20 protein-coding genes are annotated in these 19,528 nt (G+C 47.8%); 18 read left to right on the forward strand and 2 right to left on the reverse strand.

The window, feature by feature from the left end:
* Positions 1–270, forward strand: a complete 270-nt coding sequence (gene rpsN, locus C1710_RS03790; RefSeq protein ID WP_102280215.1) for a 30S ribosomal protein S14 — start codon at positions 1–3, stop codon at positions 268–270.
* 58 nt (positions 271–328) lie between these two features.
* On the opposite strand, the gene tyrS is transcribed toward rpsN, so the two are convergent.
* The gene (gene tyrS / locus C1710_RS03795) at positions 329–1,585 is read right to left on the reverse strand and encodes a tyrosine--tRNA ligase (protein WP_102280217.1); all 1,257 of its coding nucleotides are present in this window, start codon (positions 1,583–1,585) and stop codon (positions 329–331) included.
* A gap of 553 nt (positions 1,586–2,138) precedes the next feature.
* On the opposite strand from tyrS, the gene C1710_RS03805 reads away from it, so the two are divergent.
* The 16 genes from C1710_RS03805 (at position 2,139) to C1710_RS03880 (ending at position 17,048) form a co-directional block, all read left to right on the forward strand.
* On the forward strand, positions 2,139–3,491 hold the full coding sequence (locus C1710_RS03805; RefSeq protein WP_102280223.1) for an amino acid permease: 1,353 nt from the start codon (positions 2,139–2,141) through the stop codon (positions 3,489–3,491).
* 289 nt (positions 3,492–3,780) lie between these two features.
* Complete coding sequence (locus tag C1710_RS03810) at positions 3,781–4,989, forward strand: NupC/NupG family nucleoside CNT transporter (protein WP_102280225.1); 1,209 nt, start codon at positions 3,781–3,783, stop codon at positions 4,987–4,989.
* 106 nt (positions 4,990–5,095) lie between these two features.
* Positions 5,096–6,013, forward strand: coding sequence for a ribonucleoside hydrolase RihC (rihC, locus tag C1710_RS03815; protein WP_102280227.1), 918 nt, complete (start codon positions 5,096–5,098; stop codon positions 6,011–6,013).
* Between the two features lie 177 nt (positions 6,014–6,190).
* On the forward strand, positions 6,191–6,913 hold the full coding sequence (gene rsmG, locus C1710_RS03820; RefSeq protein ID WP_102280229.1) for a 16S rRNA (guanine(527)-N(7))-methyltransferase RsmG: 723 nt from the start codon (positions 6,191–6,193) through the stop codon (positions 6,911–6,913).
* A 20-nt stretch (positions 6,914–6,933) separates the two neighbouring features.
* Entirely contained in the window at positions 6,934–7,830 is an 897-nt protein-coding gene (gene noc, locus C1710_RS03825) for a nucleoid occlusion protein (RefSeq protein ID WP_102280231.1), read from the forward strand.
* Between the two features lie 12 nt (positions 7,831–7,842).
* A complete protein-coding gene (locus tag C1710_RS03830) occupies positions 7,843–8,613 on the forward strand; it encodes a ParA family protein (protein ID WP_102280235.1) in 771 nt (256 codons plus the stop codon).
* A complete protein-coding gene (locus C1710_RS03835; RefSeq protein WP_102280238.1) occupies positions 8,600–9,484 on the forward strand; it encodes a ParB/RepB/Spo0J family partition protein in 885 nt (294 codons plus the stop codon). The genes C1710_RS03830 and C1710_RS03835 overlap by 14 nt, the downstream gene beginning before the upstream one ends.
* A 12-nt stretch (positions 9,485–9,496) precedes the next feature.
* The gene (locus C1710_RS03840; RefSeq protein WP_102280241.1) at positions 9,497–9,688 is read left to right on the forward strand and encodes a DUF951 domain-containing protein; all 192 of its coding nucleotides are present in this window, start codon (positions 9,497–9,499) and stop codon (positions 9,686–9,688) included.
* A gap of 15 nt (positions 9,689–9,703) precedes the next feature.
* On the forward strand, positions 9,704–10,804 hold the full coding sequence (ychF, locus tag C1710_RS03845; RefSeq protein WP_102280244.1) for a redox-regulated ATPase YchF: 1,101 nt from the start codon (positions 9,704–9,706) through the stop codon (positions 10,802–10,804).
* Between the two features lie 27 nt (positions 10,805–10,831).
* Positions 10,832–11,602 carry a DUF1129 domain-containing protein gene (locus tag C1710_RS03850; RefSeq protein ID WP_102280247.1) on the forward strand — a complete coding sequence of 257 codons (771 nt, stop codon included), beginning with the start codon at positions 10,832–10,834 and terminating at the stop codon, positions 11,600–11,602.
* Between the two features lie 77 nt (positions 11,603–11,679).
* Entirely contained in the window at positions 11,680–12,828 is a 1,149-nt protein-coding gene (gene guaB / locus C1710_RS03855; RefSeq protein ID WP_102280249.1) for an IMP dehydrogenase, read from the forward strand.
* Between the two features lie 139 nt (positions 12,829–12,967).
* Positions 12,968–13,711 carry a hypothetical protein gene (locus C1710_RS03860; protein ID WP_102280252.1) on the forward strand — a complete coding sequence of 248 codons (744 nt, stop codon included), beginning with the start codon at positions 12,968–12,970 and terminating at the stop codon, positions 13,709–13,711.
* 49 nt (positions 13,712–13,760) lie between these two features.
* Positions 13,761–14,450 carry a response regulator transcription factor gene (locus C1710_RS03865; protein WP_102280254.1) on the forward strand — a complete coding sequence of 230 codons (690 nt, stop codon included), beginning with the start codon at positions 13,761–13,763 and terminating at the stop codon, positions 14,448–14,450.
* A 59-nt stretch (positions 14,451–14,509) separates the two neighbouring features.
* Positions 14,510–15,667 (forward strand): sensor histidine kinase, encoded by a 1,158-nt coding sequence (locus tag C1710_RS03870; protein ID WP_102280257.1) that lies wholly within the window; start codon positions 14,510–14,512, stop codon positions 15,665–15,667.
* 135 nt (positions 15,668–15,802) lie between these two features.
* A complete protein-coding gene (locus C1710_RS03875) occupies positions 15,803–16,693 on the forward strand; it encodes an AzlC family ABC transporter permease (protein WP_408065692.1) in 891 nt (296 codons plus the stop codon).
* 1 nt (position 16,694) lies between these two features.
* Positions 16,695–17,048, forward strand: coding sequence for an AzlD domain-containing protein (locus tag C1710_RS03880; protein ID WP_102281741.1), 354 nt, complete (start codon positions 16,695–16,697; stop codon positions 17,046–17,048).
* Between the two features lie 72 nt (positions 17,049–17,120).
* Here the strand turns inward: C1710_RS03880 and C1710_RS03885 are convergent, their stop codons facing one another.
* Positions 17,121–18,296, reverse strand: coding sequence for an SAM-dependent methyltransferase (locus C1710_RS03885; RefSeq protein ID WP_102280261.1), 1,176 nt, complete (start codon positions 18,294–18,296; stop codon positions 17,121–17,123).
* Between the two features lie 120 nt (positions 18,297–18,416).
* Here C1710_RS03885 and C1710_RS03890 point away from each other — a divergent pair, with 120 nt between their 5' ends.
* Positions 18,417–19,457 (forward strand): AI-2E family transporter, encoded by a 1,041-nt coding sequence (locus C1710_RS03890; RefSeq protein ID WP_102280264.1) that lies wholly within the window; start codon positions 18,417–18,419, stop codon positions 19,455–19,457.
* Positions 19,458–19,528 lie beyond the last annotated feature (71 nt).

Below are 19,528 nucleotides of genomic sequence, written 5' to 3' on the forward strand. Positions count from 1 at the left end.
ATGGCAAAAAAATCAAAGATTGCAAAACTAGCTCACCAGCGGGCAATGGTTGAACGATACGCCAAAAAGCGGCAACAATTAAAGGCAGCGGGAGACTATGTTGCCTTAAGCAAATTGCCGCGGAATTCAAGTCCGGTGCGACTTCACAACCGCGATCGTTATGACGGTCGGCCACACGCCTATATGCGTAAATTTGGCATGTCGCGGTTAACGTTCCGTCGCCTGGCCCACAAAGGGCAGCTACCGGGAGTTCGCAAGGCCAGTTGGTAGCACACACAAAAAGACTCAATGTCCATAACGGGCACTGAGTCTTTTTAATTGCGGTAAATTACTTTTGGACGCGGGCGAGGAAGTAGTGCTTCTTACCACGACGAACGACAACAAAACGGCCATCGAAGTGGGCAGCGGGGTCGATTACAGCGCCAGTATCAGTAACCTTTTCGCCGTTGATTCGGATAGCACCATTGCTAATATCTTGACGGGCCTGACGCCGTGATGGTTCAAATCCGGTTGTGTCAACCAACCATTCTACCAGTGGCTGCTTTTCGGCAGGGACGTCGGCACCCGGCATGTTCTTCATGCTGCTGGCAATTTCGTCGGCAGATAAGCTGCCAACTTCACCGGAGAAGAGAGCCTTGGTAATCCGTTGGGCATCTGCCAGCCCCTTTTCACCGTGAACAAACTTTGTGACTTCTTCAGCCAGCCGGCGTTGTGCTTCCCGCTTCCATGGTTCGGTCTTAACCTTTTCTGCCAGTTCGTCAATCTCTTCGTGGCTGAGGAAGGTGAAGTACTTGAGGTACTTAACAACATCACGGTCATCCTGGTTGATCCAGAATTGGTAGAATTCGTATGGTGACGTCTTCTTTGGATCAAGCCAAACCGCACCACCGGCAGTCTTACCGAACTTGGTCCCGTCGGCCTTAAGCATCAGCGGAATGGTCAGTGCGTGAACGTCGGCCTTAGGGCCACAAACCTTGTGGATTAGGTCAATTCCTGAAGTGATATTCCCCCACTGGTCAGCACCACCGACCTGCAGCTGAACGTCTTCTTCCTTGTATAAGTGCAGGAAGTCGATTGACTGTAAAATCTGGTAAGTGAACTCTGTGAAGGAAATCCCGACTTCAAGGCGGCTGGCTACGATTTCCTTGTTAAGCATGGTGTTAACGTTGAACAGTTTCCCGTAGTCGCGCAAGAAGTCTAACAGGCTTAGGTTACCCAACCAGTCGCGGTTGTTGACGATGGTGAAGTTTTCGGTGCCAAAGAGTTTGACCATCTGCTTGGTCAAGCACTCCTCGTTGTGTTTGACCTGGTCCATCGTCTGCAACTTTCGTTCGGACTTTTTGCCGGACGGGTCACCAATAGCACCAGTCCCACCACCGATGATGATTACCGGGTGGTGACCAGCTTGCTGGAATCGTTTCAGCACCATAAAGGGAATGAGGTGGCCAATGTGCAGGCTGTCACCTGTTGGGTCGACACCGCAGTAGAGGCCGATCGACTTGCTGTCGACCAACTTTTGCAGCGCTGCTTCGTCAGTTGTTTGGTTAATGGCGCCACGCCATTTTAAGTCCTTGATAATATCCATTGAAAGTCCTCCATTCAAAATCGGATGGCCACAAAAAAATCCCGGGGCCGATCACTCAGCCCTGGGACGAAATTTCGCGGTACCACCCAGCTTCGTACGCACTGCGTACCTTCACGGATCCGCAGCAAAACGAAAAGGGTAATTCACTGAAACGCTATGCACCGGTTCACAACATTGCCGGTTCTCTGTGGCGGGGAGCGCCCAGCTACTGAAACTTTTCACTGCGGAATATTAACTTGCTTAAATTAGACAACAAAATATTCAGCTTGTCAATTGCTGATAATAAAATTATGAAGAGTAGACGATTTTTTCTCATCACTTGCTCATTTTTGTTTGACATTCGGTTATTTGCTCGTATAATAAAAAACACTTATCGGGTGTCCAGCGAGGCTGCGGTGGTGGAAGGCGGCTCACCTGTTCAATGGTTAAATTGCGGATGGTTCCCTTATCGACTACTGAGGCGGCAGTAATGTCGTGAAATGGGTGGAACCGCGTTAAATGACGCCCCTGGGATAACTCCAGGAGCGTTTTTTGTTTGCTAAGGGGTGAAAAGATGGACAAGAAAACACAAGATGAAAAGTTATCACGCTCATTGAAGAGTCGACACATTACGATGATTGCCATCGGTGGCGCAATTGGGACTGGACTGTTTTTAGGATCTGGTTCTGCAATCCACAGTGCCGGACCGTCGATCATCCTCTCGTACCTCATTGTGGGGATTTTCTGTTTCTTTATGATGCGGGCGCTGGGTGAGTTGATCATGTCAGACACCAGCAAGCATTCGTTCATTGATTTTGTTAAGCTTTACCTTGGCGACCGGATGGAATTTATTACTGGTTGGACATATTGGTCGTGCTGGCTTAGCTTGGCGATGGCTGATTTGACGGCCTCAGGAATTTATCTGCGTTACTGGTTTCCCCACCTGCCACAGTGGGTCGGGCCGCTAGTAATCATTATCTTATTAATGCTGGTTAACATGATTGATGTTGGTCTGTTTGGTGAATTTGAGAGTGCCTTTTCAATGATTAAAGTGTTTGCCATCCTGGCTTTGATCGCTCTCGGCGGCATTATGATTATCATGCACGCGAAGGTCGGCAGCAGCCATGCTTCCCTAGTGAACCTAGTTAACCACGGCGGATTCTTCCCAACGGGGATGCCAGGATTTGTTCGTTCTTTTCAAATGGTCGTGTTTGCTTTTGTTGGGATCGAAATGGTGGGCCTGACTGCTGGTGAAACAAAGGACCCGCAAAAAGACATTCCGAAAGCGATCAATGCTTTGCCGCTGCGAATCGGCTTGTTTTACATTGGGTCAATGATTGCGATCATGGCTATTTACCCGTGGAACAAGATTGTGACGACCTCCAGCCCCTTTGTTCAGGTTTTTCGGGGCATTGGGATCACTAGTGCGGCGGCCATCTTAAACTTTGTTGTCCTAACGGCGGCGTTATCTGCAACAAACAGTGCAATCTTTAGTACTAGTCGTTCCTTGTACGCCCTTGCCACTGGCAGAAACGCACCGCAACGGTTTGCTAAGCTGAGTAATAAGGCGGTGCCAAACTACGCTCTGCAGTTCTCCAGTGCCATCCTCTTTGTCGTGGTGATCTTAAACTACGTGATGCCGGCAGGAATTTTTAACATCGTCTCGGGGGTTTCGACGATTAACTTTATCTTTGTTTGGCTGATCATCCTGGCCTGTCACCTTGCATACCGCCGGCAGCATCCTAGCGGTGTAACCCAGTTTAGGATGCCAGCATATCCTGCTTCCAGCTGGTTAACTTTGCTTTTCTTTGCGTTGATTCTCGTTATCCTCGCCTTTTTACCGGAAACACGGGTACCGTTAATTTTTTCCGTTGGTTGGTTTATTGTCTTATTTTTTGCATACGACTTGTCGAAAAAACGAAAATAGTTTTGAATAGGGGACCGTTGAACAAGCGGTTCCCTTCTTTAAAAAATAATTCATCTTTTTTTGATATCAACAATGGTATGGGTTAACCACCACGGAGAGTAGGCTATCGCAATACTAATTGAATATTAGGCGCTTTCTACTTGGGACTCTTGTTTTTGTAAAAGGGTTTACATTTCCGGCAGGACAAGGTATATTGGTAGCAGACGTTTTGAGTATTATTTGCAATTATTCACAGTTTGAGTTGTTGCTCAGAGGGCGTCAAAATTTAGGAAAGGTTGTTTGCGCTACCATGTCTTATCTTATTGTTAACATCCTTGGTCTGGTAGTTTTCCTTGCTATTGGGGTGCTGTTCTCTAAAGATCGTAAGCACATTAACTGGAAAGCTATTGGAATCATGGTTGTTTTGAACCTGCTGCTTGCGTGGTTCCTGACTGCTTCTGCTGCAGGCCGTGCCGGAGTTAAGGCGGCGGCTGATGGCTTTGCATGGATTGTTAATATTTCTGCGAAGGGGACTGTTTTTGCCCTTGGTGGTTGGTACAATCCAAAGAACCTCAACTTCATTTGCTCTGCACTGATGCCAATCCTGATGATTGTTCCGATGTTCGATATTCTTACTTACATTGGCATTCTTCCATGGATCATCAAGTGGATTGGTCGTGGCCTGTCATTCATCACTGGTCAGCCGAAGTTTGAATCATTCTTCGCTGTTGAAATGATGTTCCTGGGTAACACTGAAGTGCTGGCTGTTTCTGGTGCCCAGCTCCGTCAGATGAATAAGGAACGTAACCTGACTCTGGCAATGATGTCAATGAGTTGTGTTACTGCCTCTATTCTTGGTGCCTACATTGAAATGATGCCTGGTCGTTTCATCCTGACTGCGGTACCGATCAACATCATCAACTCGTTGATTGCTACCAGCCTGTTGAACCCAACTCACGTTCCAGAGTCTGAAGATACCATCGTTAAGGTTGGTACTGAAGGCGATTCTGGTAAGAAGGAACCATTCTTCTCCTTCCTGGGTGATTCTATTCTGGGTGCCGGCAAGCTGATTTTGATCATCGTGGCTAACGTTGTGGCCTTCGTTGCACTGGCTGCTTTGATCGACAAGATTCTTGGCCTCTTCTGGAAGCCACTGTCACTGGAAAGCATCCTGGGTGTTGTGATGTTCCCATTCTCCTGGCTGCTTGGCTTGCCAGTCAAGGAAGCTTGGTTCCTGTCACAGCAGATGGGGATGAAGCTGGTTACTAACGAATTTGTTGTTATGGGTGCGGTCACTGGTAAGATCGCAAGCATGCCGCTTCACTTGCAAGCCGTATTGACAACGTTCGTTACCTCATTTGCCAACTTTGGTACTCTGGGGATGATCATCGGTGCCTTCAAGGGACTTGTTGGCAAGGAAGACAACGACTACATCGCCCACAACATTGGCTACCTGTTGCTGTCAGGGATCCTGGTATCACTGCTGTCAGCTGCCTTTGTTGGACTGTTTGTTTGGTAATAAGTAATTAGGTGGTTTTGACCACCGGATAAAGAAAGGGACCGACTGCTGGTCCCTTTCTTTTCCAAGGGAAAGTTAAGCGATTACATTGATGGAGGGATTATCAATGACAACAAAGATTATTATGGATACTGATCCGGGAATCGATGATGCTGCGGCCTTAACCATGGCCATTAACGACCCGAATATTGACCTGAAGCTGGTTACTGCCGTTGCTGGTAACGTGACGGTCGACAAGACCACTGCGAACGCTTTGAAGATTGTTCACTTCTTTGGGAAGAGTGATCAAATCCCGGTAGCCGCTGGTGCAGAGCAGCCGCTGATTAAGCCGTTTGAAGATGCTGCTCGTATCCATGGTGAATCAGGGATGCCTGGTTATGACTTCGGTGATGACTATGGTCAGCCAATTAAGAAGACTGCCGTTGAAGCATTGCATGACGCAATTATGTCTGAAGATGAAGTCACCCTGGTACCAACTGGTTCCTACACAAACATTGCCTTGCTTTTCAGCCAGTATCCAGAAGTTAAGTCACACATCAAACAAATCGTTGCGATGGGTGGTTCATTGTCAGGCGGTAACATGACCTCTTCTGCAGAATTCAACGTCTTCACTGACCCGGACGCTGCTAAGATCATGTACAACGCTGGTATTCCGATCGTCACTGTCGGCTTGGACATTACGCTCAAGGCGCTTCTGACCGCGGAGACGATTGACAAGCTCGGTCAGATGAATGAGGCTGGGAAGATGCTCCATGGTCTGATTACCCACTACAACGACGGGAGCAATGCTGGTCGGCCAATGCACGATGTCAACACGATCTTCTACCTCCTGCACCCAGATAAGATTAAGACCAAGGAAATGTGGGTGGACGTTCAAACTGATGGCCCGGCAATTGGGACACTGGTTGGGGATATCCGTGGTGCTTACCATGATGGTAAGACCAACGCCAAGGTTTGTGTTGATATTGATGCGGACTACTTTAACAAGTGGTTCCTGGATGAAGTCAGCAAAATTAAAATGTAGACGTTAAGTCGTTAAAAGGCAATTCGGCCAAGGAAACCCAAGGCCGAATTGTTTTTTATTTCCCGGGAAAACTTTATCGTTTTTTCATTCGAAAAGATTGAATTAACGGGGGCTTTACGGTAAAGTGATAAAGGGTGTGAAACAACATTAATGTTTCACATCAAGGAGGCTGAAAGAATGAACCCGGAACAATTTCAGATGGCATTAGCACAGCACCAGGTGGCACTAACCGACCATCAGCTGAACCAGTTTGAAGAATATTATCGTTTACTGGTTGCTACGAATAAACACGTTAACTTAACTGCCATTACTGACGAACAAGAAGTTTATCTCAAGCACTTTTATGATTCACTAACCGGGGCCTTTGTCTTTTCCAAAATAAGGGAGCCACTCTCACTATGCGACATTGGTGCCGGGGCTGGTTTTCCTTCTCTTCCCTTAAAAATCGCCTTCCCACAATTACGGGTGACGATTGTTGATTCGCTAAACAAGCGGATTAACTTTCTTCAGGACCTGGTGGATAAGCTGGGACTGGATAACGTTACCCTGATTCATGCTCGCGCTGAAAAATTTGCTAACGCCAAGAGTAAGCACCGTGAAAAATTCGACGTAGTAACTGCCCGCGCAGTTGCCAACCTAACTGTTCTGAGTGAATTGTGCTTGCCAGCGGTCCGCGTTGGTGGCTGTTTCCTTGCTTATAAGGGTCGTGGCGGTCAGGAAGAATTAACCGCGGCAAAAGGAGCAATTACGAAACTGGGTGGACAGCTAGAGCAAAGTGCTGAGTTGACGCTGCCAAAGAGTGATGATGACCGACAATTAATTATTATTAAGAAGGTCAAGGAAACACCGAAACGTTATCCGCGGCGACCGGGAATTCCCGCTAAGAAACCGTTGAAGTAGGACAAGGGAGGAATTATAAAATGGCTTTTTCGTTGTTTGGTTTTGGAAAACAAAATGGTGAAGGGACCAAGAGCAAGGTAGTTGAGGTTCCCTTAGAACAGATTGAGCCAAACCGTTATCAGCCACGGAAAGTTTTTGATCCGGACGGGATTCGAGAACTGGCCCAGACAATTGACGAGCACGGCTTGCTGGAGCCGATTATTCTCCGGGAATACGAACCAGCAAAGTATGAAATCATCGCTGGTGAACGTCGCTTCCGGGCAATGAAGTTATTAGGCTGGGAAAACGCTCCGGCAATTGTCAAGGAAATGTCTGATGCTGAAACGGCATCGATGGCCCTCATTGAAAACTTACAGCGTCGTGATCTCTCTTCAGTAGAAGAAGCGCAGGCTTACCAGAAGCTGATGGAACTCAACAACCTAACCCAGCAACAGCTGGCAAAAGCAATGGGGAAGAGCCAGTCGACAGTCGCCAATAAGCTGCGACTATTAAAGCTGATTAAGCCAGTTCAAAACGCGATCCTCGATAACCGGATTAGTGAACGCCACGGTCGGGCGTTGATTGGCCTTAACGAAGATCAGCAGCGGGACTTGCTGATGGACATTGTCAACCAACACTGGACTGTCCGCCAGACCGAGGAGCAAGTGGACGTTTTGCTGGGCAAGCAACAGGTAGAGCCGGCAGATAAACCAGCAACCCCGAAAAAAACGACCAAAAAGAAACCCGCAAAGAAACGTCGGAAGCGGGCGCAAAAGCGTGATAAGACGTCGGACCCACGGATTGCATTAAATACCATCCGTCACTCAATCAAGTTGGTAGATGATAGCGGCGTTAATATCAGTGCTAGAGAACATGATCATCAAGATAGTTATGAAATCGTGATTACCATCGCAAAGAACAAACCGGCAGCAAAGTAAGGAGGTAGTGCCATGGCTAACGTAATTGCACTGGCAAACCAAAAAGGTGGTGTCGGGAAGACGACCACGAGTGTCAACCTGGGCGCGTGCTTGGCAAACGAGGGTCAGCGGGTATTGTTGATCGACCTCGATCCCCAGGGCAACGCAACCAGTGGATTGGGAGTTGATAAAAGACAGATTGAACAAAGCATCTATGACGTAATGATTAACGATGTTCCGCTTGCCGACGTGATTCAATCTAGCAGTCACAAAGGACTTGATATTGCGCCGACAACGATTGAATTATCAGGGGCGGAAGTGGAACTAACGTCAATGATGGCGCGGGAGACGCGGCTGAAGGATGCTTTTGGAGACGTCCGCGACCAGTATGACTATATTTTGATTGATTGTCCGCCATCGTTGGGACTACTAACTATTAACGCCTTTACCGCTGCTGATTCAATTTTGATTCCCGTCCAAAGCGAGTATTACGCGATGGAGGGGCTCAGTCAGCTGATGAACACGATGAAACTGGTTCAAAAACACTTTAACCGCAACTTGAAAATTGAGGGTGTTCTGCTGACGATGTTTGATAAGCGGACTAACCTCGGCCAGCAGGTTAATAGCGAAGTGCAAAAATTCTTTGGTGACCAGGTTTATAAGACCATTATTCCGCGAAATGTCCGGCTGTCGGAAGCACCGAGTTACGGTCAAGCAATTGTGGACTATGATCCACGGTCGACGGGCGCGAAGGTTTACCAGCAATTAGCAAAGGAAGTGTTGGCTGATCATGGCGAAGAATAAGAAAATGGGACTGGGTCGTGGAATTGAGGCACTATTTGCAGAAAACGATGTGCAGCAATCACAGGCTAGTGAAACCGTTGAGCAGGTCGAACTTTCCAAAATTCGTCCTAACCCATACCAGCCGCGACGTGAGTTTGATAAGCAGGCGCTTAAAGAACTTGCCAAGTCGATTGACGAGTCAGGGGTTTTTCAACCGGTTATTCTCCGGCAGCCTAACCCACAGTTGGAGCGTTACGAACTGATTGCCGGCGAGCGCCGGTTCCGGGCGTCCAAGTTAGCACATAAAAAGACAATCCCGGCAATCATCCGCACAATGACCGACGAACAGGTCATGGAAGCAGCAATATTAGAAAACCTTCAGCGGGAAGACCTGACACCACTGGAAGAGGCCCAGGGTTACGCGACATTGATGGATAAACTGTCATTGACCCAGGCTGAAGTTGCCCAAAAATTGGGGAAGAGTCGCCCGTATATTGCTAACTATCTTCGCTTGTTAGGCTTGCCAGATCAGATTAAGCAACTGGTTGACAACGGTGATCTGTCAATGGGACAGGCGCGAACTCTCCTCGGTTTAAAGGACAAGCGCCAATTGTTGCCACTGGCGAAACGGGCCGTCAATGAGGGGTTAACAGTCCGTCAGCTAGAAGAAATCGTCAACCGGCAAAACGGTAAGACAAAGAAAAAAACTCGCCGGCAACCGCAGAAATCGATCTTTCTTCGTGATGCCGAGGAGCAGTTGCAGGATCGTTTTGGGACGAAGGTCTTAGTTTCCCCGTCCAAAACACGTGGACGTGGTAAAATTGAGATTCCATATACTAGTAACGACGACCTTAGCCGGGTCTTAAACTTGCTGGGGATCAAGGAAGATTAATGGAGGCAGACGATGGCTGAATACAAACTAAACGACTTGGTGGAAATGAAAAAGCCCCACCCGTGCGGAACTAATAAGTGGCAAATCATTCGTGTCGGTGCCGATATTAAAATTCAGTGTACTGGCTGCGGCCACATTGTCATGATGACACGTCATAACTTTGATAAGCGCCTGAAAAAGGTGTTAAAACCAGCAGGAAACTAAGGGAGGAAATAACTAATGGCTTTAACTGCAGGAATTGTCGGCTTGCCAAACGTCGGTAAGTCAACCTTGTTTAACGCAATTACGAAGGCGGGGGCCGAAATGGCCAACTACCCGTTTGCGACAATTGACCCAAACGTCGGGATGGTTGAAGTGCCAGATTCACGACTGGATAGGATTCAGGAATTGATTCCGGCAAAAAAGATTGTTCATACGACTTTTGAATTCACCGATATCGCCGGGATTGTTAAGGGTGCCAGTAAGGGTGAAGGACTCGGTAACAAGTTCCTGGAAAATATTCGGCAAACTGATGCAATTGTTCATGTTGTTCGGGCCTTTGACGACGGTGATATCACTAGCGTTACTGGCAAGGTGGACCCAATTGACGACATCGACACCATTAACCTGGAACTGATCATGGCTGACCTGGAAAGCGTTAACAACCGCTTAGGCAAGGTTAAGCGGGCAGCCAAGGGTAAGAGTAAGGAAGCCCTGGCTGAACTGGCAGTTTTGGAAAAGATTAAGCCGGTTCTGGAAGCTGGGAAGGCTGCTCGGACAATCGACTTCAGCGATGAAGAGCTGCCAATTGTCAAGGGGTTGTTCTTACTGACGACCAAGCCAGTACTCTACGTTGCCAACATTAACGAGTCCGACATGGCTGATCCGGATGCTAACCAGTACATGGACAAGATCCGTGAACACGTCAAGGACGAAGGGGCCGAAGTAATCGGTGTGGCTGCAGCTGCGGAAGAACAAATTGCCGAAATGGACGACGAAGATAAGGCGGAATTCCTGGAAATGGAAGGGGTCAGCGAACCAGGTCTTAACCGGCTGATTCGTGCTGCTTACAAGCTGTTAGGCTTGGAGACCTTCTTTACCGCTGGTGGTCCAGAAACACGTGCCTGGACTTTCCGCAAGGGAACGAAGGCCCCCCAGGCTGCCGGAATTATCCACTCCGACTTTGAACGGGGCTTTATCCGCGCAGAAGTGATGAGTTTTGACGACCTCGACAAACTTGGCTCACAGGCTGCGGTTAAGGAAGCCGGCAAACTCCGACTGGAAGGTAAGGACTACGTTATGCAGGATGGCGACATTGTCGAATTCCGCTTTAACGTCTAATGAGCACGCAAAGAGAGGATAATCAAGTTGACAGAAGATACCAAAAAACTGAACGCGGATGCGGTTGCGCGTCAAAAAGAACACTTGAAAACCGTTAGCCGCCAGGAAGCAGGCCAGTTTACGAATATTGGTCTGACACGGAAGAATGAAGAGTTTATGTACCAGTTGAATAAGCAACTGGATGTTCAGGGCGTTAAGGCTGATAAAAAGCCCGAAATGATCGAACGGACGATTAGTCAATTGAAGGAAGCCCAGAAGACGGGGAAGACGGCTAAGCAGCTTTATGGGACACCAACCAAGCACGCTCATGACCTCTTACACCCGCAAAAGGGGACGACTGGACATGAGCTATCCTCATTCGGTCTGCTCTTCGTTGATAATTCGTTGATGTTTATGGCCATCTTTGCCCTGATGTATGGTTTGCTGGCTTTCTTTAGCCCTGATGCCTTTGCCGACCAGAAGCGGGTCGGGACAGCTGGGATCACCGCGATGATTATTATTGCCCTCACTGGTGGGGCCGCCTTTGCTTACATGGCGAAGGCTACGCAGCCGGTGAAAAATAAGAAGACCGGCCGGTGGGTTCGCAAGCCACTGGGCAAGCGGTTCCTCTACATTGCCTTGGCATTCGTCGTTTGGTTAGGGATCTACTTCCTGTGCAGCTTCCTGCCAAACGTGATTAACCCACAGATGAACAAGTGGGCTTACGTCATCATCGGGGTTGCTGCCTTTGGTGGCGACCTGTACTTCCGCCGCGTTTTCAACGTTGTGGGTTCAGCCTTTGCTCGTCAAGGAAAATAAATTTTCGACAATCATTGACCAACCGAACTTTTGATAGTAAGGTAATACACAATCTTAGGTAAGGGAGTGTCTTTGGAATGTCGAAGTGGGAAACAAAGTTTGCCAAAAAAGGGTTAACTTTTGATGATGTATTGCTGATTCCGGCGGAAAGTCATGTTTTGCCAAATGAGGTTGATTTATCAACGCAATTGGCATCAAACATCAAGCTTAACTTGCCGTTTATCAGTGCGGGGATGGATACTGTTACCGAAAGCTCCATGGCCATTGCGATGGCTTTGCAAGGTGGTCTCGGTGTCATTCACAAGAACATGTCTATCCAGGCCCAGGCCAGCGAAGTCGCAACGGTAAAGGGGGTTGAATTACCAGCCTCATTTGGTAAGGCCGCGGTTGATGACCAAAAGCGGCTGTTAGTCGCTGCCGCCGTTGGTGTTACTAGCGACACGTTTGAACGGGCAGAAGCACTACTGAAGGCCGGTGTCGATGCAATCGTTATCGATACGGCTCACGGACACTCTGCTGGGGTGCTACGGAAGATCAAGGAAATCCGCGATCACTTCCCTGACGTTACTCTGATTGCTGGTAATGTGGCCACAGCTGAAGCAACTAAGGCCCTGTACGATGCTGGTGTTGATGTCGTCAAGGTTGGTATTGGTCCCGGCTCGATTTGTACGACACGGGTTGTTGCCGGTGTTGGGGTTCCTCAGATTACTGCCATTTATGATGCGGCTTCCGTTGCTCGCCAGTATGGCAAGACGATCATTGCTGACGGTGGTATCAAGTACTCCGGCGACATTGTCAAGGCCTTGGCAGCCGGTGGTAATGCCGTGATGATGGGCGAAATGTTCTCCGGGACCACCGAGGCTCCTGGTCAGCTTTATGAAGAAAATGGTAAGAAGTTCAAGACTTACCGGGGAATGGGCTCCGTTGCCGCAATGGCTCAATCACACGGTTCTTCTGACCGTTACTTCCAGGGTGGAGTCAACGAAGCTAACAAGCTGGTTCCGGAAGGGATCGAAGGCCGTGAAGAATACAAGGGCGATGTGGCTGACGTGATCTTCCAGATGGTTGGTGGCCTGCGTTCCGGAATGGGGTACTGCGGTGCTGCTGACATTCAGTCACTGATCGATAATGCCCAATTCGTTCAGATTACCAATGCTGGCCTGCGTGAATCCCACCCGCACGACGTTCAAATCACAAAGGCAGCTCCTAACTACAAGCGAGACTAATATAGGAGATAAGCTCAGCGTTGACTGGGCTTTTTTCTTTTGTTTAATTTAGGCAATGGTCCGGCAATGAGCCCTGTTGTTTGACCGGCAAATAATGATACAATATTCATGACTATCTTTTTGCTGTGGAGGGAAAACCGTGAGAGCGATTTTGTGGATTTGTTTAGCGGCATCAGGGATTTTATTCTTACTTGCCTTTTTAATTCAGGTGCGGCGGCTTCGACGGGGAAACCAGGTGCAACCGGGAAAGCTGATGGTAGTTGTTAACTGGTTGCTGATGATTGTTTTCTTTGTTAGCCTTGGCGGCCTGGTTTGGACGAGTTTCTATTCGCAACCAGCTGGCGGTTCAACGGCGGACTCATCATCCTCAAGTCATTCCACAGTAGTGCACCACCACAACAGCTATTCTCATGTTTCCTGGCAACCGCAGGACTTGGTGCTGGATGCTAATGGCGAAGTCAAAGTGACCTTCAAAGTGCCAGCCGGCACATCGATCAAGATTATTGGCGAACGGACCCAAACCGTTTATAAGACGATCCACGCAAAAGACCATGACCGGAAGGTAAAGTACACCTTTAAGTACGCTGCTAAGTATGAATTAGACATTACTAACAGACGTGGTCACCATGAGAAAAAGGTTATCAATGTGCGTTACAGTACTCCGGCTTCATCATCAGTCACGAGCTCATCGAGCAGCTCACAGCCATCTGCAGTGAGTCACTCCTCGTCATCGACGCCAGCTACGGCGGTCTCGCGGGCAGGCAATGCTACTGGTATTAGCCAGAGTGGTAACCGGCAGTATAATCCACAGCGGGTGACGCCACCAGCTGCTTCCCAGAGCAGTGCAGGAACGGCTAACAACCAGGGAGCACAACCGCAATAGCTTATTACTACGCAGCAACAGTACACAATGAATGATCGGGGGACTTATCTTGAAGATTTTGATTGTTGACGATGACAAAGAAATCGTCCAGTTGCTGGAAATTTACGTCAGAAACGAGGGTTACGAGCCCGTTGCTGCTTATAATGGCAAGGAAGCACTAACCAAGCTGAATATTGATCCCGACATTTCACTCATTATTTTGGACCTGATGATGCCAGAAATGGATGGAATGAGCGTTATTAAGGAAGTACGCAAGGATTCCGATATTCCGATCCTGGTGCTGTCGGCAAAGACTACCAATATGGACAAGATCCAGGGATTGGTAACGGGTGCTGATGATTACGTGACGAAGCCGTTTAACCCGCTGGAAGTGATGGCGCGGGTGAAGTCGTTGCTCCGCCGCAGCCAGGGCGAAGTGATTAAAGACCAACCGGACGTCCTCAACGTGGGACCGCTGGTCATCAATAAGGATTCTCATGAGGTTAAGACGCTCAAGGGAAATGTTATCCAGCTGACGGCCCTCGAATTTGGGATTCTCTACTTGTTGGCTAGTCACCCAAACCGGGTCTTTTCCGCTGATGATATTTTTGAGCGGGTTTGGCAGCAGGAATCAGTTGTTTCAGCAAAAACAGTGATGGTGCATGTTTCCCACCTCCGTGACAAGATTGAAGCGGCTACTGGTGGTGAAAAAGTCATTGAAACTGTCTGGGGCGTTGGTTATAAAGTTGAAGGTCACTAGGATTTGTGCTGGCCGCGGTAAATTAACCGCGGCTTTTGCCATTGAGAGGAGGAACTAATTTGAAATTAACTGCTCGTGAAAAGACCTCATTGTTCTTTGAAGCAGTGGTGACAATTGTCCTCTTCTCCTTGATTGGTTTTGCACTGGTAGTAATGATCCAGCAGGTGGTGAAGACCAACCCGGGGTTAGCTAGTGGCATTTACTTGATAAAGCGGTCATTGGCCATTGGCCCCTGGCACTTGCAAATCTGGTCGTATCAGCGGTGGCTGATTGCGGCACTGGCAATTATCGGAATCATTGTTCTTTGGTGGCGACTGATTCGACGTTACCACCAGTACCAGCTCCGCCACATTATCAACGAGTTGCACTACATTTCTAACGGGCACCTGGCACACCGGATTCCTTTTAAGATGAATGGTGACCGGCAAAAAATGATTGAGAGCGTCAACGCCTTAGTTGATAGTGCGATGCAGTCAATGAGTGATGAAAAAAAGGTTGAACAGTCAAAGGATGAGTTGATTACCAACGTTAGCCACGACTTACGGACGCCATTGACATCAATCATCGGCTACTTAGGACTGGTAGAGGACGGCCAGTACCAGAACGAAGATGACCTGGTTAAGTACGCGCATATTGCCTACGAGAAGGCCAAGCAGATGAAGACACTGGTGGAAGATCTTTTCGAGTACACAAAGGTTCAACAAGACGGGGCACCAGTCAACATGATGCGGTTAGACCTGGGTCAACTGTTGGAACAAGTGGCGGCCAGCTTTGAATTAGAAGGAGAAAAGAAGGGGTTAAAGATCTCTTCAATCGTTATTCCATCACCATTAAAAATTGAGGCCGATCCCGAGCAAATCGGGCGGGCGGTCAGCAACCTGGTTGCCAATGCGCTAAAGTATGGCCACGGAGCGACCTATATCCACCTCAGTGCCCGTGAGCACGGCGCGATGGTGCAGCTGACCGTTGCAAACGATGGGGAGGCCATTCCTCAGCAGTCGATTGAGCACTTGTTTGAACGGTTTTACCGGGTGGAAGGTTCCCGGTCGAAAAAGACTGGCGGGACTGGTTTAGGACTGGCTATCGTCAAAAGCATTGTCGACTTGCACCACGGCCAAATTTCCGCGCACTCTGATAACCATGAAACCAGCTTTATCATGACGTTGCCAGTCAAACAAGCAGCCCAACAAGAAACGAAACCCATTCAACACCATTAGTCATTTTGCAGGGATGTTGGTAAATCGATTTGCCCAGCGACATAATCACTATTTCGGCTATCGCGCTCATTTTTCTAATGTGTTAAAATAAGCGACGGAATAATATCAATAACTGTGCCCTTGGAGGAACGTGTATTGGCGAAAAAGGTAGAAACAACTGATCCAAGGTGGCTCTACGTCCTTGGAATTTCGATGCCGCTTTGTTTGAGTTACATTCCGATCGGGTTGGCATGTGGGATCCTGCTTCATGCGGCAGGGTTCAACTTTGTGATGGCCCTCTTAGTATCAATTGTCGTCTTTTCTGGTGGGGCTCAGTTTCTGATTGCCTCCCTGTTAATGGTTAATGCACCATTAGCTTCGATTATCATCATGCTCTTCTTCTTGGAGCTGCGTTACGCATTGCTTGGGTCAAGTTTGTCAAAGTACCTCAGTAATGAAACACATCGTTTTATCCTGCTTTTTTCAGCATCGATGAACGATGAAAACTATGCGATCAACTACCTGAAGTTTGCGACAGATAAGAATTGGACGCCGCAAGATGCCTTGATGGTTGAACACTATTCGTTAATTGCCTGGGCTAGCGGCAACCTGGTAGGGGCCTTGATTGGTAGTGCTGTTTCAATCGACCTGGAAATTGTCGACTTTGCGTTGACGGCTCTCTTCTTGTACATGATCGTGATGCAGGTACAAAGTAACCTGACTTTCCTGATGGCGCTATTGTCGGCGGTCCTTTCATTGGTCTTTTTAACATGGACCAAGAGTACACTTGGTATTGTGCTGGCGACTGTCTTAGCTTCGCTATGTGGCTTTTACATTGAAAGCCGTGTCCGGAAACACTCGGCTGATCCTAATCATACCCTACTCTTACGAAAATTTGTCCGCCCGGAGAATACTCGGGATACGATTGAAGATGAGCAAGCTAAGCGGGAATTGCGCGAGCGTCAGCAGCAAAAGGGTAGCAAGGACGAGTTGGGTTCTAAGCAGCTAGCCAGTCATGAAGATGATGGAGGTCACGACAATGCCTAATATGTTTGTTTTGGCGGCGGCCAACCATGATATTAAGTTTCACCTGATGATTATCGTCCTTGGTGGGATTGCGGCTTTTCTGCCACGGTACATTCCATTACGAATCTTTACCAACCGGGACTTACCGGAATGGTTTAACGAATGGATGAAGTACGTGCCGGTTTGTCTATTCACCTCGTTGGTAGTTAAGGGGATCTTTATTACCGGTGAAAGTTATCGCTTCGCACTGCTTGCCCACCCAGCACAGATTATTGCGGCGCTTTTTGTGATCGTGATCGCCTACTTAACACGGTCAATGTCGATGTCAGTGGTGACGGGACTGGTAGTTGTTTTTCTTGCCTCACTGTTTCTTTAATAAGTTCAAAACAATATAAAAAAGGTTCAGAACGATTTGCTTTGTTCTGAACCTTTTGCGTTATTGATGATGTTACTTCAGCATGTAATCGCGGGTCATTGGGAGGTGCCGACCAGATGGCCCCTTGGTCATCAGGTATTGGACAACGTCAATATTTCCTGATTCAAAGGAAGCGGCACAGGCCTGAAGGTAAAGATCCCACATCCGGGTAAAACGTTCGCCCATCAGGTTTTCGATTTGATCATGGTGCTGGTTGAAGTTGGAGTCCCAAATTTCCAACGTCCGTTGATAATGACGACGGAGCATTTCTACGTCTGCCAGCTGCATTCCGTTTTCGGTAACGTGGTTGACCATCTCGGCCAGTCCTGGAATATAGCCACCCGGGAAGATGTATTTATCGATCCAGGCATTCGTTGCACCGCCCTGTTGACGGGTAATGCCATGGATTAAAGCGACCCCGTCGTCCTTAAGGTAACGGGCGACATCTTTGAAGTACAGACCAAGGTTTTCCTTGCCAACGTGTTCAAACATGCCGACGGACGTAATGTAGTCCCATTGGCGATTACCAAGTTCACGGTAGTCGATCAGTTTAACTTCGGCAATGTTTTGTAACCCTTCCCTTTGAATTCGCTGGTTAACGAACTTGTATTGTTCCTCACTGAGAGTTACTCCGGTTACTTTAAGGTGGTAATCCTTTGCTGCTGTTAGCATCAGGGTTCCCCAGCCACAGCCAATATCAAGCAGGGTCGAATCCGGCTTCGGGTCCAGCTTTTGGAGGATGTGGTGGACTTTATCTTTCTGTGCTTTGGTTAAGTCAGTGGTATTGCCATCCTTAAAATAGGCACAGGAGTAGGTAAGGGTGTCATCCAGCCACATCCGGTAGAAATCATTGCCGACATCATAGTGGTGCTGGATGTCTTCTTCACTTTCCTTTTCAGAATGATCCTGCTTAGGCATGAAGCGCTTTAGCTTCTTGTTGTGCATGAAACTACCCACACTGGAGTAAGCAGCCATCATCAGCTTTTGGATGCTGCCGTCAATTTCGATTCGCTTATCCATGTAAGCCTCGCCGAGGGCCAATGAAGCGTTGCGGGTTACTTCCTTGATGGGAATCTTATCATTAAATTTAATGGTTACTTCTGGTTTGCCATCACCGTAATCAACACTGCTTCCGTCCCAGAAAATGATTCTGACAGGGATGTTGAATGAGTGTTTTAAAATGGACTTGTAGAACGTCTTTTCAAGCATTTCAGTGTCTCCTTTAAAAAGTAATACCTTCATTATACACCTGAATTTTTCACCTTATAAGGAACAAAGTGTTAACTGGTGTATAATTAGTCCTGTATTTTGAGGAGAGGAGCAAGTGGATTGAACGTTTGGAACAAATTTAAGGAGAATCGATTCTTGAGGCGGACGGTTGTCCTGGCTTTCATTATTGTCCTGCTTTACTTACTGCGGTCGATGATGAACATGATTTTATTTACTTTTATTTTTACCTTTCTGATTGTCAAGGCCATCCGCCTTGTCCAGCGTTTTCTGCCGAAGACACCGGTCTGGTTGATTGTCATTGTCATTTACCTGCTGTTGATCGTTGGATTATATTTTGCGATTACGAAATACCTGCCGATTTTGGTCACCCAGCTCGGGAAGATGGTCAATTCACTAATCACGTTTTACCAGCATAACCAGGGATGGTTAATGAAGTACGTTCACCACTACGTTAGTGATAAGACCCTCATTAGCCAAACGCGGTCGTGGTTGGAAGTTGCGATCTCAACCTTGACCAGTGTGGGAACAATGACGGTGACCGTTTTTATGTCGATGATCCTCAGCTTCTTTTACACGATTGAGTTGGATCAGCTGGAGACATTCTCACGATTATTTTTGACTAGCAAGCTGGACTGGCTTTTTAATGACATTCACTACTTTGGCAGAGTTTTTGTTAACTCGTTCGGGGTGGTTATTGAAGCACAATTCTTTATTGCCTTGTGCAATACCGTTATTACAACGGTTTGCTTAATGTTGATGAAAATGCCGCAGATCGTTGCCCTTGCACTAATGATTTTCCTGCTGAGTCTGATCCCGGTTGCCGGGGTGATTATCTCACTGATCCCGCTGTGCCTGGTGGGCTATAGTGTTGGTGGTATTCGTGACGTGATTTATATTCTGGTGATGGTCGCCTGCATCCACATGCTGGAAGCGTACGTGCTTAACCCCAAGTTCATGGCTAGTCGGACTGAATTGCCAATCTTTTATACCTTTGTCATCCTACTAGTGGCCGAACACCTCTTCGGTGGCTGGGGGCTGATAGTTGGGGTACCAATCTTTACGTTCTTCATTGATGTTTTAGGTGTGGATCGTCAGAAACTGACAAAAAAGCCGAAGAAGAAACTCGTTCTAAAGGATTAAGTTTTGATTTTTACTTTACATTCCGGACAATAACCTGTATTGTGAAACTCAGTTAAGATATTTCTTAACAT

It is taken from the genome of [Lactobacillus] timonensis, from assembly GCF_900240275.1.
GTDB classification, from domain to species: Bacteria; Bacillota; Bacilli; order Lactobacillales; family Lactobacillaceae; genus Limosilactobacillus; species Limosilactobacillus timonensis.

Bases quoted from the DNA above. Each gene is read 5' to 3' on its own strand.
- rpsN (WP_102280215.1), top strand. From the start codon at position 1: ATGGCAAAAAAATCAAAGATTGCAAAACTAGCTCACCAGCGGGCAATG.
- tyrS (WP_102280217.1), bottom strand. From the start codon at position 1,585: ATGGATATTATCAAGGACTTAAAATGGCGTGGCGCCATTAACCAAACA.
- C1710_RS03805 (WP_102280223.1), top strand. From the start codon at position 2,139: ATGGACAAGAAAACACAAGATGAAAAGTTATCACGCTCATTGAAGAGT.
- C1710_RS03810 (WP_102280225.1), top strand. From the start codon at position 3,781: ATGTCTTATCTTATTGTTAACATCCTTGGTCTGGTAGTTTTCCTTGCT.
- rihC (WP_102280227.1), top strand. From the start codon at position 5,096: ATGACAACAAAGATTATTATGGATACTGATCCGGGAATCGATGATGCT.
- rsmG (WP_102280229.1), top strand. From the start codon at position 6,191: ATGAACCCGGAACAATTTCAGATGGCATTAGCACAGCACCAGGTGGCA.
- noc (WP_102280231.1), top strand. From the start codon at position 6,934: ATGGCTTTTTCGTTGTTTGGTTTTGGAAAACAAAATGGTGAAGGGACC.
- C1710_RS03830 (WP_102280235.1), top strand. From the start codon at position 7,843: ATGGCTAACGTAATTGCACTGGCAAACCAAAAAGGTGGTGTCGGGAAG.
- C1710_RS03835 (WP_102280238.1), top strand. From the start codon at position 8,600: ATGGCGAAGAATAAGAAAATGGGACTGGGTCGTGGAATTGAGGCACTA.
- C1710_RS03840 (WP_102280241.1), top strand. From the start codon at position 9,497: ATGGCTGAATACAAACTAAACGACTTGGTGGAAATGAAAAAGCCCCAC.
- ychF (WP_102280244.1), top strand. From the start codon at position 9,704: ATGGCTTTAACTGCAGGAATTGTCGGCTTGCCAAACGTCGGTAAGTCA.
- guaB (WP_102280249.1), top strand. From the start codon at position 11,680: ATGTCGAAGTGGGAAACAAAGTTTGCCAAAAAAGGGTTAACTTTTGAT.
- C1710_RS03880 (WP_102281741.1), top strand. From the start codon at position 16,695: ATGTTTGTTTTGGCGGCGGCCAACCATGATATTAAGTTTCACCTGATG.
- C1710_RS03885 (WP_102280261.1), bottom strand. From the start codon at position 18,296: ATGCTTGAAAAGACGTTCTACAAGTCCATTTTAAAACACTCATTCAAC.